Origin of the sequence: Pseudomonas sp. R3-56, from assembly GCF_051132075.1 — a bacterium.
Classification (GTDB): Bacteria; Pseudomonadota; Gammaproteobacteria; order Pseudomonadales; family Pseudomonadaceae; genus Aquipseudomonas.
In genome coordinates, this window is sequence record NZ_CP071657.1 from 2,462,747 (window position 1) to 2,478,975 (window position 16,229).

13 protein-coding genes and 1 pseudogene are annotated in these 16,229 nt (G+C 61.8%); 5 read left to right on the top strand and 9 right to left on the bottom strand.

Annotation, left to right across the window (positions count from 1 at the left end):
* Positions 1 to 19: 19 nt before the first annotated feature.
* A complete protein-coding gene (locus J3P96_RS11265) occupies positions 20 to 1,471 on the top strand; it encodes an FAD/NAD(P)-binding protein (protein WP_434657113.1) in 1,452 nt (483 codons plus the stop codon).
* Positions 1,472 to 1,630: 159 nt separating this feature from the next.
* On the opposite strand, the gene J3P96_RS11270 is transcribed toward J3P96_RS11265, so the two are convergent.
* From J3P96_RS11270 to J3P96_RS11285, 4 genes are all read right to left on the bottom strand, one after another.
* The gene (locus tag J3P96_RS11270) at positions 1,631 to 2,746 is read right to left on the bottom strand and encodes a Gfo/Idh/MocA family protein (protein ID WP_434657116.1); all 1,116 of its coding nucleotides are present in this window, start codon (positions 2,744 to 2,746) and stop codon (positions 1,631 to 1,633) included.
* Positions 2,747 to 2,956: 210 nt separating this feature from the next.
* Positions 2,957 to 3,724, bottom strand: coding sequence for an SDR family oxidoreductase (locus J3P96_RS11275; protein WP_003180553.1), 768 nt, complete (start codon positions 3,722 to 3,724; stop codon positions 2,957 to 2,959).
* 24 nt (positions 3,725 to 3,748) lie between these two features.
* The gene (locus tag J3P96_RS11280) at positions 3,749 to 4,816 is read right to left on the bottom strand and encodes a phosphotransferase family protein (protein WP_434573537.1); all 1,068 of its coding nucleotides are present in this window, start codon (positions 4,814 to 4,816) and stop codon (positions 3,749 to 3,751) included.
* 163 nt (positions 4,817 to 4,979) lie between these two features.
* Complete coding sequence (locus J3P96_RS11285) at positions 4,980 to 5,933, bottom strand: 2-hydroxyacid dehydrogenase (RefSeq protein WP_434657119.1); 954 nt, start codon at positions 5,931 to 5,933, stop codon at positions 4,980 to 4,982.
* A 383-nt stretch (positions 5,934 to 6,316) separates the two neighbouring features.
* Between J3P96_RS11285 and J3P96_RS11290 the strand changes: the two are divergent.
* Positions 6,317 to 7,594, top strand: a pseudogene (locus J3P96_RS11290) (serine/threonine transporter); the annotation flags it as partial.
* A 127-nt stretch (positions 7,595 to 7,721) separates the two neighbouring features.
* On the opposite strand, the gene acnB reads toward J3P96_RS11290, so the two are convergent.
* Positions 7,722 to 10,322: a bifunctional aconitate hydratase 2/2-methylisocitrate dehydratase gene (acnB, locus tag J3P96_RS11295; RefSeq protein ID WP_305501222.1), complete on the bottom strand. Its 2,601-nt coding sequence runs from the start codon at positions 10,320 to 10,322 to the stop codon at positions 7,722 to 7,724.
* Positions 10,323 to 10,729: 407 nt separating this feature from the next.
* Here acnB and J3P96_RS11300 point away from each other — a divergent pair, with 407 nt between their 5' ends.
* Positions 10,730 to 11,200, top strand: a complete 471-nt coding sequence (locus J3P96_RS11300; protein ID WP_434573568.1) for a DUF1289 domain-containing protein — start codon at positions 10,730 to 10,732, stop codon at positions 11,198 to 11,200.
* Positions 11,201 to 11,391: 191 nt separating this feature from the next.
* Here J3P96_RS11300 and J3P96_RS11305 read toward each other — a convergent pair whose 3' ends face one another.
* Positions 11,392 to 12,255, bottom strand: a complete 864-nt coding sequence (locus J3P96_RS11305; protein ID WP_434573569.1) for a universal stress protein — start codon at positions 12,253 to 12,255, stop codon at positions 11,392 to 11,394.
* A 159-nt stretch (positions 12,256 to 12,414) separates the two neighbouring features.
* Here J3P96_RS11305 and J3P96_RS11310 point away from each other — a divergent pair, with 159 nt between their 5' ends.
* A complete protein-coding gene (locus J3P96_RS11310; protein WP_434657121.1) occupies positions 12,415 to 13,020 on the top strand; it encodes a tRNA-(ms[2]io[6]A)-hydroxylase in 606 nt (201 codons plus the stop codon).
* Positions 13,021 to 13,161: 141 nt separating this feature from the next.
* On the opposite strand, the gene J3P96_RS11315 is transcribed toward J3P96_RS11310, so the two are convergent.
* The 3 genes from J3P96_RS11315 to J3P96_RS11325 form a co-directional block, all read right to left on the bottom strand.
* Positions 13,162 to 13,650 carry a GFA family protein gene (locus J3P96_RS11315; RefSeq protein WP_434657123.1) on the bottom strand — a complete coding sequence of 163 codons (489 nt, stop codon included), beginning with the start codon at positions 13,648 to 13,650 and terminating at the stop codon, positions 13,162 to 13,164.
* Between the two features lie 185 nt (positions 13,651 to 13,835).
* Positions 13,836 to 14,450 (bottom strand): DNA-3-methyladenine glycosylase family protein, encoded by a 615-nt coding sequence (locus tag J3P96_RS11320; protein WP_434657125.1) that lies wholly within the window; start codon positions 14,448 to 14,450, stop codon positions 13,836 to 13,838.
* A gap of 3 nt (positions 14,451 to 14,453) precedes the next feature.
* The gene (locus J3P96_RS11325) at positions 14,454 to 15,536 is read right to left on the bottom strand and encodes a bifunctional transcriptional activator/DNA repair enzyme AdaA (protein WP_434657128.1); all 1,083 of its coding nucleotides are present in this window, start codon (positions 15,534 to 15,536) and stop codon (positions 14,454 to 14,456) included.
* A 144-nt stretch (positions 15,537 to 15,680) separates the two neighbouring features.
* Between J3P96_RS11325 and J3P96_RS11330 the strand changes: the two genes are divergently transcribed.
* Complete coding sequence (locus J3P96_RS11330) at positions 15,681 to 16,172, top strand: hypothetical protein (protein WP_434657131.1); 492 nt, start codon at positions 15,681 to 15,683, stop codon at positions 16,170 to 16,172.
* Positions 16,173 to 16,229: the final 57 nt, after the last annotated feature.

Consider the following 16,229-nt stretch of genomic DNA (forward strand, 5'->3'; position numbering starts at 1 on the left):
TTATGGAGTGGAGAGCGGTATGGATGCAGCGCTGGATCAACCTGTGAGCGGCACCATCCGCGAGGCCGACATTGTAGTCATTGGCGGCGGCTTGAGCGGCGCCATTCTCGCGGCGCAATTGATGCGCCTGCCTGGCCGGCGCGAAGTCCTGGTTGTCGAACCGCGTAGCGAGTTGGGCCGGGGCGAGGCCTACAGCGCCGTAGAGCTGGGCCACACCCTTAACGGCAACGCGGCGCGCATGAGCGTTGATCCGGATAACGCCGATGACCTCACGCAATGGCTTGCCGAGTTCATCGAGGCCGGCGGCTGGCCCGAGTCGGACCGGCAGCATGTGCCGGTCAGTGAGCTGTTTCCTCCGCGAGGGATGTTTGGCCTCTATGTGCAACAACGCCTGGCCGAGGCACGGGCGGCGGGAGCCCGGGATGGGTCCGTGGCGGAGCATGTTCGCGGGGAGGCCGTCGACGTTCAGACCCGCGACGACAGCGTGCGAGTGACGCTGGCGGATGGTCGGGTCTTGCAGGGCCGTTTCGCGGTGCTGGCCACGGGCATGTTTGCCGCGGCGCGCACTCCGCAGACCGAATCCAGCGGCGTGAACGCTACGGCGCTGGATCCTTGGGACGTGACGGCCATGCGCCAACTCGATCCGCAGTCCACGGTGCTGATCATCGGTTCCGGGCTGACCATGGTTGATGCCGTGGTGTCGCTGGAGCAGGCCGGGCATCGTGGGCCCATCGAGGTGTTCTCACGCCATGGGCTGTTACCCCATGTGCGCCGGCAACCTCCGGCCTGGGTGGATTTCCTGGCCGAAGATCATGACCTGCGTTCGCCATTGCAGCTGATGCGGGCGCTGCGCGAGCAATGCCGTCAGGCGCAAGCCCAGGGGATTGATTGGCAGGCGCCACTGGATACCGTGCGCGCGCACATCGGTCGTTTGTGGAACCAGGCCAGCGACGTGCAACGTCGACAGTTCGTCCGGCATGTGCGGCCGTGGTGGGAAAGCCACCACCATCGTTCGCCACCGTTGAGTGCCCAGTTGGTGGCGCGTCTGCACGGGGAAGGGCGACTGCGAATCCAGGCTGCGTCGTTCAAGGGGCTTGTTCCGGCTTCCGGAGGATCGGTAGGCATCAGCATCCGCCGCCGCGGCGAGACCGCCTTGACAGTGGTGCAGGGTGCCGCATTGATCAACTCCAGCGGCATCGAATATGACTGGCGCCGTGTCGCGCTCGCCCTGCCGCAACAGTTGCTGGCCCGAGGTCTGGTCCAGCCCGGTCCCTTGGCGCTGGGTATCGCCGCGCGTGCCGACGGCGCGGTGCTGGACGTCCATGGCGAGCCGGCCACCCGCCTGTTCGCCATGGGCCCGCCATTGCGCGGGATGTGGTGGGAAAGCACTGCAGTGAGGGATGTGGCGAGCCAGGCCAAGGCGTTGGCGGCGCGCTTGGTTGAGTTACAAACCCAAAAAAATTCAGACTGAACATACCCCCTGTGGCGAGGGGATTCATCCCCGTTGGGCCGCGTAGCGGCCCCAAAGGATCTCCTGACACACCGAGGCGTCAGTTTCAGGGGCGCTTCGCACCCCAGCGGGGATGAATCCCCTCGCCACAGAGTATTTCCAAGGTGTGGAAGTCGATGATTAGAGCTCCCTGACCTTCACCCAGCGCTCCTCCCGCGCCGCCACGCGGATCGCTGCCGCCAAGCGCTCGACTTCCCAGGCTTCTTCGAAATCCGTCCCGTTGCCGCCATCGCCAGAGAGGGCCATGACCAGCTCCTGGACTTCCAATGTCTTCAATTCGTTGTACCCCAGCTGGTGCCCGGCCGCCGGGCTGAAGGCGGCGTAGCCCGGCAGGTCGGGGCCGGCCAATAGTCTCTGGAAACCTGCCTGGCCGGCGCGGCACAGGTGCAATTCATTCAGTCGTTCCTGATCGAAGGCCAGCGTCCCGAGGGTGCCGCTGATCTCGAAGCTCAAGTGGTTCTTGTAGCCGTGCTTGAGCCAACTGCTGCTCACCGTGCCCCGGGCGCCGCTGGTGAAGCGCAGCAGCGCCTGGACCTGATCGTCAACCGCAATGACCCGTTGTTCAATCGCGCCGGCGCTGGCCGGACGCCGGTTGTGGACGGTCTGGCTGTCGGCACACACCGAATCGACAGCGCCCAGCAGGTAGCGAGCCATGGCCAGCAAATGACTGCCCAGGTCAGCCAGGGCGCCGCCGGCATGCTCGGCTTCGCAGCGCCAGGACCATGGGGAGGTCGGGTCGGCCATGAAGTCCTCGCTGAATTCGCCTTGGAAGCTGACGATCTGCCCCAGCTCGCCGCGCTGGATCATTTCCCGCGCCAACCGGATGATCGGGTTGTGCTGATAGTTGTAGCCGACGCGTGTCACCACCCCGGCCGCCTTGGCGGCCTGGCGCATCCGCTCGGCCTGTTCCAGGGAGACCGCCAGCGGTTTTTCGCAATAGACCGGTTTGCCCGCCGCCAACGCGGCCATGGCCATCGGAAAGTGCAGATGGTTGGGCGTGGTAATGGCGATCAACTGGACGTTCGGGTTGTCGATCAGTTGTTGCCAGTCGCTGTGAGCCGTCTCGAAGCCCCAACTCTGTGCACATTGGCGCGCACGTAGCGGATCGGCGTCGGCCAGGGCCGCCAGTTTCAAGTTCAGGGGAAGGTCGAACACCGCCTTGGCGTTATGGAATGCCAAAGCATGGGCACGGCCCATGAAGCCGGTGCCAATCAGACCGATGCCGAGTTCGCGCATGAGAAAGAGCCCTTTGAATTGTTATTTTCAGAAGACTCTTTATGGAATAAATATTCTCTAATTGCAAATACTGGAATAAATATTCATTTTATTCTCGGTACTGATTCCTGTGGGAGCGAGCCTGCTCGCGAAGACAATAGTTCAGTCAACATCGAGGTCGACTGACCTGACGCCTTCGCGAGCAGGCTCGCTCCCACAAGGGAAATATCCTCAGGACAAGAACCCACCATCCACATTCAACGCCACACCCGTGGTGTAGCTCGACGCATCGCTGGCCAGGTACAACACCGCGCCGGCCATTTCGCTCGGGTCGGCCACGCGCTTGAGGGGGATCTGCGCCAGGGCGGTCTTCAGGATGGCGTCGTTCTTGACCAGCGCCGAGGCGAACTTGGTGTCGGTCAGGCCCGGCAACAGGGCATTGCAACGGATGCCGAACTGCGCGCACTCCTTGGCAAAGACCTTGGTCATGTTGATCACCGCGGCCTTGGTCACCGAATAGATGCCCTGGAAAATGCCCGGCGAGATGCCGTTGATCGACGCCACGTTGATGATGCTGCCGCCGCCGTTCTCGCGCATCAGCTTGCCGGCTTCCACCGACATGAAGAAATAGCCGCGGATGTTCACATCGACGGTTTTCTGGAACGCGCCCAGGTCAGTATCCAGCACATTGCAGAACTGCGGGTTGGTGGCCGCATTGTTCACCAGGATGTCCAGGCGCCCGAACTGCTCGCGAATCCCGGCGAACACCTGGCTGATCTGCTCCATTTCGCCGATGTGGCAAGCGATCGCGGTGGCCTTGCCGCCAGCGGCGATGATCGCATCGGCGACGTGCTGGCAGCCGTCGAGCTTGCGGCTCGAAACGATCACATGCGCGCCTTGCTGGGCCAGCAGTTTGGCGATGGCTTCGCCGATGCCGCGGCTGGCGCCGGAAACGAAAGCGATCTTACCGTCGAGGTCGAACAACTGGGTCTTGGACATGCTGTTTCCTTGTTATAGGTGCGCTCAGAGCGTGGATTTGCTGATGACTTGCAGGCTCATCTGCTCCAGCAGCTTGTTCATCTGAACGAACTGCGCGAAGCGTTTGTCCTGGGTCTGGCCATGGAAGAAGCGGTAGTAGATCTGCTGGACGATACCGGCCAGGCGGAACAGCCCATAGGTGTAATAGAAGTCGAAGTTGTCGATGCGGATCCCGGCGCGCTCGGCGTAGTAATCGACGAATTCGCGGCGAGTCAGCATGCCCGGCGCGTGGCTTGGCTGACGGCGCATCAATTGCACCGGTGCCGGATCGCCGGCCTCGATCCAGTAGGCGAGGCTGTTGCCCAAATCCATCAACGGGTCGCCAAGGGTGGTCAGCTCCCAATCCAGCACCCCGATGATCTGCATCGGGTTGTCCGGGTCGAGGATCACGTTGTCGAAGCGGTAGTCGTTGTGGACGATGCTCGACGTTGGATGGTCGGCAGGCATCTTGTCGTTGAGCCAGGCCTTGACCGTCTCCCACTTGGGCGCATCCGGGGTCAGGGCTTTTTCGTAGCGCTCGCTCCAACCACGGATCTGCCGCGCCACGTAGCCTTCGGGTTTGCCCAGGTCGGCCAGGCCGCAAGCGTTATAATCGACGCGGTGCAGCTCGACGAGCCGGTCGATGAAGCTCTTGCACAGTGCTTCGGTGCGGGCGGCGTCGAAGCCCAGTTCCGGTGGCAGCTCGGCGCGCAGGATAATGCCCTTGACCCGTTCCATCACGTAGAACTCGGCACCCATCACCGCCTCGTCGGTGCAATGCACGTAGGCTTTCGGGCAGTACGGGAAACCTTCGCGCAACTGATTGAGGATGCGGAACTCACGGCCCATGTCGTGGGCCGACTTGGCCTTGTGGCCGAACGGCGGACGCCGCAGGACGAACTCCTGCTCGGGATATTCCAGCAGGTACGTCAGGTTCGACGCGCCACCGGGAAACTGGCTGATCACCGGCGTGCCGGTCAAGCCAGGGATGTGGGCCTTGAGGTACGGGTCGATCAGGTTGGCATCGAGTTCTTCACCGTCGCGCACGCGGGTGGACTGATCAGTCACTGCCATGCTTATCCCTTCTGCTTATTTTGGAGGCCATCGATCATTGGCTAATCTAATGGCGCGTGGGAGGCGTCACAAGCACGCCGGGGTCTTATAGGTTAGCGTGTTGCTGGGTAATCAGCGGACCTGATGAGCTGCCGCCGTGGATGCGGGGTTCGTATCGGTCGAGTCAACGTTGCCTGTCAGGCAGTGGCACCGGGGTCAATACCGGTTCGCCGGCAAAGAACGCGGTCAGGTTCTGGCCCACTAGCTCCACCATCGCCCGGTTCGCTTCCGGCGACAACCCGGCCACATGCGGCGTCAGGACCACGTTTGGCAGGCTTTTCAAGGCATCGGGCACCTCCGGTTCGTGGTCGAACACATCGAGTGCCGCCCCGGCAATTCGCCGCTGTTCAAGGGCGCTGACGAGATCGGCGGTGGCGACTACGCTGGCCCGGGCGATGTTGACCAGATAGCCATTGGGACCGAGGGCATCGAGGACTTGTCGGGTGATCAATTGCCGAGTGTCCAGGCCGCCAGGCGTGGCAACGATGAGGAAGTCCGAGACCCGGGCCAATTCCGTTGGCGTGGCGCAAAAGGTATACGGGACATCGCTGCGAACCCGCCGATTGTGGTAGCTGATGCTCATGTCGAAACCCAGGGCGGCACGCTTGGCGATCGCCATGCCCACGGCGCCGAGTCCCAGCACGCCCAGGTGCTTGCCCGCCAGGGAGGGACGCATCTGGCGCGGCCACTCGCCACGGCGCAGGGCGGCGTCGGACCGAGGCACGTCCCGCACCAGCGCCAGCAGCAGCGCCATGGCATGGTCGGCCACAGATGAAGCGTTGACCCCGGCACCGTTGGTGACGACGATGCCTCGGTCGCTGGCGGCTTGCAGGTCCACTTGTTCATAACCGGCGCCGATCACGCAGATGATCTTCAGGTTGGGCAGGGCGGCCATTTCCTCGGCAGTCAAGCCCAAGGGGCCGCGGGTCAACACCGCGCTGAACCGTTCACCGTGTTCGAAAACCGCTGCCTTGCGTTCGGCGGGCGTGGGCGCGAGTTCCAAGTGATAGCCTTGGCGCTCCAGGATCGGCAGGTATTCGTTAACGGTTTCAACCAGTACCAGAACGGTTGCAGTCATGCTGTGCTCCTGTGGGCGCGGGCGATTTTGATATTCAACCTGATTGTAGGGGCCGCAGGGAGGTGTAGCTTGGGCTTTTTGTATTTCATTTTTGGCTGGCACATTCCCTGTGGGAGCGAGCCTGCTCGCGAAGACGCTGGTTCAGGCAGTGAGGTTTCACAGGAAGGGGCCTCTTCGCGAGCAGGCTCGCTCCCACAAGGAATGTGGGGGACAATTTTTTTGTCCATGATCTGCTCCGGATAACCATTCCTCAGCTAAGTCTTTGCTTCTGTTCATGAATCCCGGACAATCGCGCCCCTGTTTCGGCCAGGGGCGCTGCCTGTCGGATTTTTCCGACTCGTCCCGGCCGGGTGCATATGACCGGAATGCGGAGATCCGACCGGATGAATGATCAGGCCAACAGCGTTGAAGAGCGCTTTGAAACGACAGCCCCCGCCACCCTCGGCGAATGGAGTCGCCATGACACGACCTGGATGCTGGGCCTGTTTGGCACCGCCATCGGTGCCGGCACGTTGTTCCTGCCGATCAATGCCGGCCTCGGTGGTTTCTGGCCGCTGCTGATCCTGGCTGTGCTGGCGTTTCCCATGACCTTCTACGCCCATCGTGGACTGACCCGCTTCGTGTTGTCCGGCCGTGACGGCGCGGACATTACCGAGGTCGTGGAAGAGCATTTCGGTATCAAGGCCGGCGCGTTGATCACGCTGTTGTACTTCTTCGCCATTTTTCCGATCCTGCTGATCTACAGCGTGGCGTTGACCAATACGGTGGGCAGTTTCCTGGAGCATCAGTTGCAGATCCAGCCGCCGCCCCGGGCCGTGTTGTCACTGGTGCTGATCCTCGGTCTGCTGGCAGTGGTGCGCTGCGGCGAACAAGCGATCGTCAAGGCCATGAGCCTGATGGTCTACCCGTTCATCGTGGCGCTGCTGTTCCTGGCGGTATTCCTGATCCCGCACTGGAACGGCGGCATCCTCACCACGGCGTCCACGGTGCCTGAACCTTCGGCCCTGCTGCACACCTTGTGGCTGGCGATTCCGGTGATGGTCTTCTCGTTCAACCATTCGCCGATCATCTCGGCATTCGCGGTGGACCAGAAGCGTCGCTACGGTGCCAACGCCGAGGAACGCAGCGCGCAGATCCTGTCGCGTGCCCATGTGCTGATGGTGGTGATGGTGCTGTTCTTCGTGTTCAGTTGCGTGCTGACCCTGTCCCCGGCGCAACTGGCCGAGGCCAAGGCGCAGAACCTGTCGATCCTGTCGTACCTGGCGAACCATTTCAGCAACCCGACCATCGCCTTCGCGGCACCGCTGATTGCCTTCGTGGCGATCTCCAAGTCGTTCCTGGGGCACTACATCGGCGCCAGCGAGGGCCTCAAGGGCCTGGTCGTCAAGAGCGGCCGCCGCCCGGCACCCAAGACCCTCGATCGGCTGACCGCAGCGTTCATGCTGGTGGTGTGCTGGATCGTCGCCACCCTCAACCCGAGCATCCTTGGCATGATCGAAACCCTGGGCGGTCCGGTCATCGCGGCCATCCTGTTCCTGATGCCGATGTACGCCATCCGCAAAGTCCCGGCCATGGCCCGCTATCGTGGTCCGGCGTCGAATGTCTTTGTGGTGTCGGTGGGCTTGGTGGCGATCACTGCGTTGGTCTATTCCCTCATGGCCTGGCCTGCGTTTATGTGGGAGCGAGCCTGCTCGCGAAAGCGGTCTGTCAGCTTGTATCAAGATCCAGGCATAAAAAAACGCCGCCCCTCGCAAGAAGGGCGGCGTTTTTTGTCGGGCGTTTTAAGCTTTACGCTTGAACGACCGGGATGTTGGCGTTGGCAGCCGCTTCACGGAACTCGGCGATCTGGTCGAAGCTCAGGTAGCGGTACACGTCCGCTGCCATGCTGTCGATCTTGCCGGCGTATTCCATGTACTCCTCGACGGTCGGCAGGCGACCCAGGATCGACGCCACGGATGCCAGCTCAGCCGAAGCCAGGTAGACATTCGCGCCGTCACCCAGACGGTTCGGGAAGTTACGGGTCGAAGTGGAGACCACGGTGGAGTTCGGTTCCACGCGTGCCTGGTTACCCATGCACAGCGAGCAGCCCGGCATTTCCATCCGTGCACCGGCCTTGCCGTAGATGCCGTAGTAGCCTTCTTCGGTGAGCTGGTGAGCGTCCATCTTGGTCGGCGGCGACAGCCACAGACGGGTTGGCAGCTGACCCTTGACCTGATCGAGCAACTTGCCGGCAGCGCGGAAGTGACCGATGTTGGTCATGCAGGAACCGATGAACACTTCGTCGATCTTCTCGCCAGCAACGCTGGAGAGCAGGCGGGCGTCGTCCGGGTCGTTCGGCGCGCAGAGCACAGGCTCCTTGACGTCGGCCAGGTCGATTTCGATGATTTCCGCGTACTCGGCGTCCTTGTCGGCTTCCAGCAGTTCCGGGTTGGCCAGCCAGGCTTCCATCGCCTGGGCACGACGCTCCAGGGTGCGGGCATCGCCGTAGCCTTCGCCGATCATCCAGCGCAGCAGGGTGATGTTCGACTTCAGGTACTCGGCAATCGATTCCTTGGACAGCTTGATGGTGCAACCTGCGGCCGAACGTTCTGCCGAGGCATCGGACAGTTCGAAAGCCTGCTCGACGGTCAGGGTTTCCAGGCCTTCGATTTCCAGGATGCGGCCGGAGAAGGCGTTTTTCTTGCCTTTCTTCTCGACAGTCAACAAGCCTTTCTGGATCGCGTAGTAAGGGATCGCATGAACCAGGTCACGCAGGGTGACGCCCGGTTGCAGCTTGCCCTTGAAACGCACCAGGATCGACTCGGGCATGTCCAGCGGCATCACGCCGGTGGCGGCGGCGAAGGCGACCAGGCCGGAACCGGCCGGGAACGAGATGCCGATCGGGAAACGGGTGTGGGAGTCACCACCGGTGCCGACGGTGTCCGGCAGCAGCATGCGGTTCAGCCAGCTGTGGATGATGCCGTCGCCCGGACGCAGGGACACGCCGCCACGGGTCATGATGAAGTCTGGCAGGGTGTGGTGGGTGGTGACGTCGATCGGCTTCGGATACGCCGCGGTGTGGCAGAAGGACTGCATCACCAGGTCGGTCGAGAAGCCCAGGCACGCCAGGTCTTTCAGTTCGTCACGGGTCATCGGACCGGTGGTGTCCTGGGAGCCGACGGTGGTCATCTTCGGCTCGCAGTAGGTGCCCGGGCGAACGCCGGTCACGCCACAGGCCTTGCCGACCATTTTCTGCGCCAGGGTGAAGCCCTTGGTGCTTTCGGCCGGCGCTTCAGGCTTCTTGAACAGGTCCGAAGGCGGCAGGCCCAGCTCGGCGCGGGCTTTTTCGGTCAGGCCACGGCCGATGATCAGCGGAATACGACCGCCGGCACGGACTTCGTCAAGCAGGACCGGCGTCTTCATTTCGAAGGTGGTCAGGACTTCATCGGTGCCGTGCTTGCAGACTTTGCCGGCATGCGGGTACAGGTCGATCACGTCGCCCATGTGCATGTTCGACACATCGAATTCGATCGGCAGGGCGCCGGCGTCTTCCATGGTGTTGTAGAAAATCGGCGCGATCTTGCTGCCGAAGCAGAAACCACCGGCGCGCTTGTTCGGAACATACGGGACGTCGTCGCCGAAGAACCACAGCACCGAGTTGGTGGCGGATTTACGCGAGGAACCGGTACCGACCACGTCACCGACGTAGGCGATCGGGAAACCTTGGCCACGCATCTCTTCGATCTGCTTCATCGGGCCGGTCTTGCCTTGCTCATCGGGCACGATGCCGTCGCGAGCCATTTTCAGCATGGCCAGGGCGTGCAGCGGGATGTCCGGGCGGGACCAGGCGTCAGGGGCAGGGGACAGGTCGTCGGTGTTGGTTTCGCCGGTGACCTTGAAGACCCGCAGGCTGATCTTGTCGGCCAGCACCGGGCGGTTCTTGAACCACTCGCCGTCGGCCCAGGATTGCAGGACGGCCTTGGCGTGGACGTTGCCGTTCTTGGCTTTTTCCGCCACATCGTGGAAGGCATCGAACATCAGCAGCGTGTGCTTGAGTTCTTCGGCGGCGACCGGAGCCAGCTCGGCGTCGTCCAGCAGGTCTACCAGGGTCACGATGTTGTAGCCGCCCTGCATGGTGCCGAGCAGTTCTACAGCGCGCTTCTTGTCGATCAGAGGGGATTGGGCTTCGCCCTTGGCCAGGGCGGACAGGAAACCGGCCTTGACGTAGGCGGCTTCGTCGACTCCAGGCGGAACGCGATTGGTGATCAGGTCAACGAGGAAAGCTTCTTCGCCAGCCGGGGGATTCTTCAGCAGCTCGATCAGGCCTGCGGTTTGTTCGGCGTTAAGCGGCTGGGGAACGATACCCAGTGCTGCGCGCTCTTCGATATGTTTGCGGTAGGCTTCAAGCACAGTTATTACCCTCATCAGTGGTCCCAAATGGGTGTCCGGGACGCTCATCCAGAAACTCACGGCACTCATGCGCGTCAGGGGGCTTTTTGGGCCTCCACGCCAGAATTGCCGGAGTTCCTCACAGAAGCTGCTTTCAAAGTTTTACGCCTGCAGAACGGGAGCTGATGAGGGTTGGCGTTGGGCTTTCCCCGCTGGAAAGACCCTTCGCCAACACCGCTCTGAAGGAACGACTGTGCTCGTGACGCTTTGAAAACAGCTTCTAACGGACATTGGCGCCTTAAAAGGCTGGCTGATTCTACGGGAAAAAAAAATTAAAGGTAAGTTGAGCCTGGAAGTTTGAGGGGTGATCAATCTTAGACAAAGGGCTAACATGCCGGCCTGTCCTGTTTTTGCGTGTGCGTTGCCTTATGCCCAACCAGCTCATCAAGACCCCCTGCGTCGGCCTCTGTTCCACTGTCTACGGTGACCTGGTGTGCCGTGGCTGCAAGCGGTTCCACCATGAAGTGATTCACTGGAACGGCTACAACGAAGAGGAAAAGCGCGCGGTGTGGTTGCGGCTCGAGCAGCTGCTGGTGCAGGTGATGGTGGCCAAGCTGGAGGTTTTCGACCCGCAGCTGCTGCGCCAGCAACTGGAATCGCGCAAGATCCGCTTCGTGCCGCACCAGTCGGAATATTGCTGGGCCTATCAGTTGATCGCCCGGGGCGCACGGGTGATCAATAACCTGGAAGCGTACGGAATGGTGCTGCTGCCGGAATTTCGCGACTGGGAACTGCCCGACCTGCGCGATGCCATTGATCGGGAATTTTTCCTCCTGTCCGAAGCGCATTACCAGCGCTACATCGCGCCGGGGTTCTTGAAGGATGCGATTGGCGGCTGACAGGCCCTATGTGTGGCAAGTTGCTTTGTACCCAGTAGCTCTTGTGGCGAGGGAGCTTGCTCCCGCTGGGTTGCGAAGCGACCCTCGCTCTTGATCCGAATAATTTTTGAACCTGAAAAACCCAGGCGTCTGCTGCGCAGCCGAGCGGGAGCAAGCTCCCTCGCCACAAGAGCTTGATCGCCCAAGCCTTTTTATTCTTTTGCCGCCATCTCCACCAGATGGTCCTCCACCTCCTGCGGCTTGAGCACCAGCACATCGCTTTCCAGCGTATCGAGCACGGCTTCGGCGGTGTTGCCGATCAGCACTCCTGACAAACCCGAGCGGGCCACGGTGCCGATCACGGTGACAGCGGCCTGGAGCTTGTGGGCCATGTATGGAATCAAGACGTCCGCCGGGCCTTCCTGGATATGCAGGTGCTCGTCATCAATGTCGAATTCGGCCTGGAACGCCCGGCATTGCTCACGGTAGCGCGCCTCGATGGTTTCCTTGAGCTGGTAGGTCGGGTCGGCGGACGAGAGCATCGGCGACGGGTGGGCGCTGATGACATGCAGGTGCGCCTTGGCGAGGAGGGCGATGTCGTAGCCATGGTCGATAATCGTCGAGTGCAAGTGGCGGTGCTCGCCATCGGCATTGCCCACGTCGACGGCGGCCAGGATCACCCGGTCTTTCCAGGACCCCGATGTCTTGACCAGCAGCACCGGAGTCGGGCAATGGCGCAGCAGTTTCCAGTCGGCCGGGGTCAGCAGGGCTTTCTTCAAGGGGCTGTCGGGGAAGTGCTGCTTGATGACCAGGCCACAGCCTTCGGCCTGCTGCACGTCGATGATGGTTTCGTAGAGACTTTCGTTCCAGGCCTGCTCGGTGGTCACGCTGTAGCCGTCGGCCGCCAGCGCGGCCTTCAGGACGCTGAGCATCCCGGCATGGTCATGGTGTTTGTCGCAGACCAGCAAGTGCAAATGGGCCTGGGTCACGCCGGCGATCAGTTTGGCGCGCTTGAGTGCCAGGCTTTCCGAATGTTCGGGTTCGATGACCACGAGGATGCTGCGAATGGCTTGCATGATCGGCGTCTCCAGCAATGAAAAGGCACGGCGTTGCTCAACTATAGTTGTTCTGGACGACCCGTCGACTTGATGCATATCAACGCCGGTGGCTGGTGGTCTGGGGGCAGGCCGGTATAATCGGCGCCCTTCGCTCGACTACCTTTGCCCGTGAGTCTCATGATCCTTCCCGAAATCCACGAATTCCTCGGCTGCCGCACCCCCGATGCCTGGGTCCAGGCGGCGCTGGCCGACCAGGAAACGTTGCTGATCGACCACAAGAACTGTGAATTCAAGGCCGCCAGCACTGCCTTGAGCCTGATTGCCAAATATCACTCCCATGTCGACCTGATCAATATGATGTCGCGCCTGGCCCGGGAAGAACTGGTGCATCACGAGCAGGTCATGCGCCTGATGAAAAAACGCAAGGTCGCCCTGCGCCAGCTCTCTGCCGGGCGCTACGCTTCGGGCCTGCGTAAAGTGGTGCGCAGCCACGAACCGGTGAAACTGGTGGACACCCTGGTGGTCGGCGCTTTTATCGAAGCCCGCAGTTGTGAGCGTTTCGAGGCCCTGGTGCCGCATCTGGACGAGGAGCTGGGCAAGTTCTATTTCGGCCTGCTGAAAAGCGAGGCCCGGCATTTTCAGGGTTACCTGAAACTGGCCTACCAGTATGGCGACGCCAAGGATATTGCCCAGGTCATTGAGAAGGTCCGCGAGGCGGAGCGCGAGTTGATCGAATCAGTGGATGTGGAGTTTCGGTTCCACAGTGGTGTGCCTGCGCTTTAGGAACTGTGGTGTTCATGACGGCGCCATCGCGAGCAAGCTCGCTCCCACATTGGACTCTCTTTGAACACAAATCCTGAGTCCATCCCGAATCCCCTGTGGGAGCGAGCTTGCTCGCGATAGGGCCCAAAGCCGCGCTGCATCTCAACGGGTCAAACCCAGGCGTTCATGCCACTGGGCAATCGATTCTTCGGGATACACGTCGAACTGCTGGTCGCCCGAGCGCGCCTCGACCTCTACCCATGGCGCCTTGGAGCCCAGCATTAGATGGGTGTGTTCCGGCGGCACCGGCAGCGGCGTATCGATGGCGGAAGCAAATGGGTGGATCAATTCCGGCCATTCAGGGCTGAACAACCATAATCCCGAGCCGCACAGCGAGCAGAAATGCCGCTCGGCGCTGCTGCGGTGGGCGCGTTTGTCGCCCTCGTCCTTGAGCCGCGCATGGTAGATCGAGATGTGCTTGCGACCCTGCACCTTCAGGCTCGTGGCGTCTCCCCCCAGGTTGATCGCAAAACCACCGCCGCCCTGGGTCTTGCGGCAGATCGAGCAATAGCAACGTTGGTAAGGGTGGGGGTGACTGCTGTCCAGGCTGAACGATACGGCGCCGCAGTGGCAGGATCCTTCGAGGTGCATGGGAACCTCCGGTGGATTGGAAATGGTTCAGTACAGCCTAGACGGTCGGCGTTTTTTGCCGGTTGGATTTATGTTGAATGTGCGGACGCCTTCGCGAGCAAGCTCGCTCCCACATTGGAATCGGGAAGTCCACAAATCCCCTGTGGGAGCGAGCCTGCTCGCGAAAGCATCCCTGCAAGCCAACATCACTTGGGCACCCGCCACAGGTACCACGCCGCCACCGTCCGATAAGGGCTCCAGGCCCGGCCGATTTCGCTCATCTGTCTGGAGCTCGGTTGGATTTCCTGCCCTTTGAGCCGCCGATAACCCTCGCGAACCCCAAAATCATCCGCAGGCAGGATATCCGGCCGTTCCAGGCTATAGATCAATAGCATCTCCACGGTCCAGTGTCCGACGCCGCGCAGGGTGACCAGGCGCTTGATCAGTGCCTCATCGTCCATGGCCTGCGCCGTGGCGTAATCCGGCACGATGCCGTCCAGCGTGGCCTGGGCGATACCCTGGAGAGTGGCGATCTTGCTGGCTGAAAATCCACAACCGCGCAATTGCGCTGCATCAGTTGCCAGTATTTGCTCAGGCCCGGGAAACGTCCCCGATGGGTACAGCCCGAGCAGCCGGCCAATGATCGCATCCCCGGCCTTGGCGTGCAGTTGCTGATAGGCAATCGCCCGCATCAGCGCCTCATACGGATCCCGGGCCGGTTTGGGTTGCAGAAGGCAAGGACCGATCGACTCGATATGGCGCCGCCAGTCTTCGTCCAGGCCTGCCAGGAAAGTGCTCGCTTGCTGATAAGGCGCCGCCATCAGTCAAAACGCCAAAGGCAACGAAACCTGCACCGCGGCTCGCTCCAACCGTAATAGAAACGCCTTGCGCGGCTGACCGCCGCCATAGCCGGTCAAGGAGCCATCCGCCCCAATCACCCGGTGACAAGGGATGACGATGGCCAGGCGGTTCTGTCCATTGGCCAGGCCCACGGCGCGGCTGGCGCCAGGGCTGCCCAGTATGTTGGCGACGGCGCCGTAGCTGCGGGTTTCGCCGTAGGGGATTTTCTGCAGCTCGGCCCAGACCCTGGCCGCGAAGGCGCTGCCAGGCATGTGCAACGGGACGTTGAAAACCGTGAGCTTGCCGGCGAAATAGTCGGCCAGCTCGCTTTCGATCTGTTGCAGATGCGCATTGTGGCCCGGCGCAACCGTGTAGCCGTAGCGTTGCTGCAGTTCCTCCAGCTCCCTGGTCAAGGCCGGGCGATCGAGAAACTCCAGCAATACCAGGCCGCGACGTTCGGCCATGGCCAGCATCGGCCCCAATGGCGTGGTCAGGCGAGTAAACAGCAAGGGTTCGCTGAGGCCGGCGCGGCCGGGGGTGATGTGGAAGGATTTGACGAAGGCATCACGAAACCCGCTCAGCGATTCATAGCCGGAGTCGAACGCCGCATTGTCGATCGAGGCGCCTTCCTTGATTCCGCCCAGGGCGATGCCCAGGCGCCGGGTGCGAAGGTAGGCGTGGAAGGTCATGCCGAAATGCTGTTTGAACCAGCGGCGCAGTTTCAGCGGTTCGATGCCTTGTTCCAGCAGCAGGGCGTCGGTCCAGCGCAGGTCTGGTTCGGCGTCGACGGCTTTGAGCAATGCCTGGATCCAGTCCGGGGCAATGGCGGCGGCATCCAGCGGCTTGCAACGCAGGCAGGCCCGATAACCGGCCGACATCGCCTCGTCGGCGTGGGCAAAGAACTCGACGTTCTCCGGCTTTGGCTTGCGTGCCGTGCAGCTGGGGCGACAGAAAATACCGGTGGTCTTGACCGCGGTGAAGAAGACCCCCTCGTAGGTGGTGTCTCGTTCAAGCATGGCGCGGACCATCTCGGCGTGAGGCGGAAGCAGCGAGTGATGTAGGTTCATGGGCAGAGCATAGAACCGTGGCCGGGACGACTCCACCGAAAAATCGACAATGAATTCATGATCATTTGGTCGGATGCCCGCGAACAAAAATTGAACCTTCAAGTCTTAGAGGTTCACCCGCTGTTTTTGTCTTTCGGAGACATCATGTCCAAACACAAGAAATCCCTCATCGCCGTAGCTGTCTGTGCCTTGGCGTTCGGCGCCTCGGCTTTGTTGCCTGCCGACCTGTCACCTATCGGTTCGAGCTATGCCGCGGGCGGTGGCAACGGCGGTGGCGGCGGTAATGGAGGCGGTGGCGGCAATGGCGGAGGGAATGGCGGCGGCCACGGTGGCGGCGTGGGCGGCGGGCAAGGCAATGGCAACGGTGGCAAGTCCAGCGACTCCAGCGGCCACGGCAAAGGACTGGCCAGTGATCACGCCGGTACCCGGACTCGCGATCATGGCCTGAGCGGCAAGCACACCGGCGCCACCCGCACCGATCGCACCAGCAAGGCGTCGGCGACGTCCGCCATTGCCAAGGACCGTGATACTCGCGGCTTGACCAAGGCCTCGGCGATTTCCGCCGCTACGCCGGGCACCCATAACACCAAGGCCTTGAGCAACGCGACCCGTTCATCGATGAAGAACGACCGCTGATTGCTTGAATGAAATCGCGAGGCCTGTTTCCGGGCCTCGCGATTTTTTTTTTCGTCT

Excerpts from the sequence above, each read along its gene's own strand:
- J3P96_RS11325 (WP_434657128.1), bottom strand. The coding sequence starts at position 15,536 with ATGAACCTACATCACTCGCTGCTTCCGCCTCACGCCGAGATGGTCCGC.
- J3P96_RS11275 (WP_003180553.1), bottom strand. The coding sequence starts at position 3,724 with ATGTCCAAGACCCAGTTGTTCGACCTCGACGGTAAGATCGCTTTCGTT.
- J3P96_RS11280 (WP_434573537.1), bottom strand. The coding sequence starts at position 4,816 with ATGGCAGTGACTGATCAGTCCACCCGCGTGCGCGACGGTGAAGAACTC.
- J3P96_RS11265 (WP_434657113.1), top strand. The coding sequence starts at position 20 with ATGGATGCAGCGCTGGATCAACCTGTGAGCGGCACCATCCGCGAGGCC.
- J3P96_RS11315 (WP_434657123.1), bottom strand. The coding sequence starts at position 13,650 with ATGCACCTCGAAGGATCCTGCCACTGCGGCGCCGTATCGTTCAGCCTG.
- J3P96_RS11310 (WP_434657121.1), top strand. The coding sequence starts at position 12,415 with ATGATCCTTCCCGAAATCCACGAATTCCTCGGCTGCCGCACCCCCGAT.
- J3P96_RS11285 (WP_434657119.1), bottom strand. The coding sequence starts at position 5,933 with ATGACTGCAACCGTTCTGGTACTGGTTGAAACCGTTAACGAATACCTG.
- J3P96_RS11300 (WP_434573568.1), top strand. The coding sequence starts at position 10,730 with ATGCCCAACCAGCTCATCAAGACCCCCTGCGTCGGCCTCTGTTCCACT.
- J3P96_RS11305 (WP_434573569.1), bottom strand. The coding sequence starts at position 12,255 with ATGCAAGCCATTCGCAGCATCCTCGTGGTCATCGAACCCGAACATTCG.
- J3P96_RS11270 (WP_434657116.1), bottom strand. The coding sequence starts at position 2,746 with ATGCGCGAACTCGGCATCGGTCTGATTGGCACCGGCTTCATGGGCCGT.
- J3P96_RS11330 (WP_434657131.1), top strand. The coding sequence starts at position 15,681 with ATGTCCAAACACAAGAAATCCCTCATCGCCGTAGCTGTCTGTGCCTTG.
- J3P96_RS11320 (WP_434657125.1), bottom strand. The coding sequence starts at position 14,450 with ATGGCGGCGCCTTATCAGCAAGCGAGCACTTTCCTGGCAGGCCTGGAC.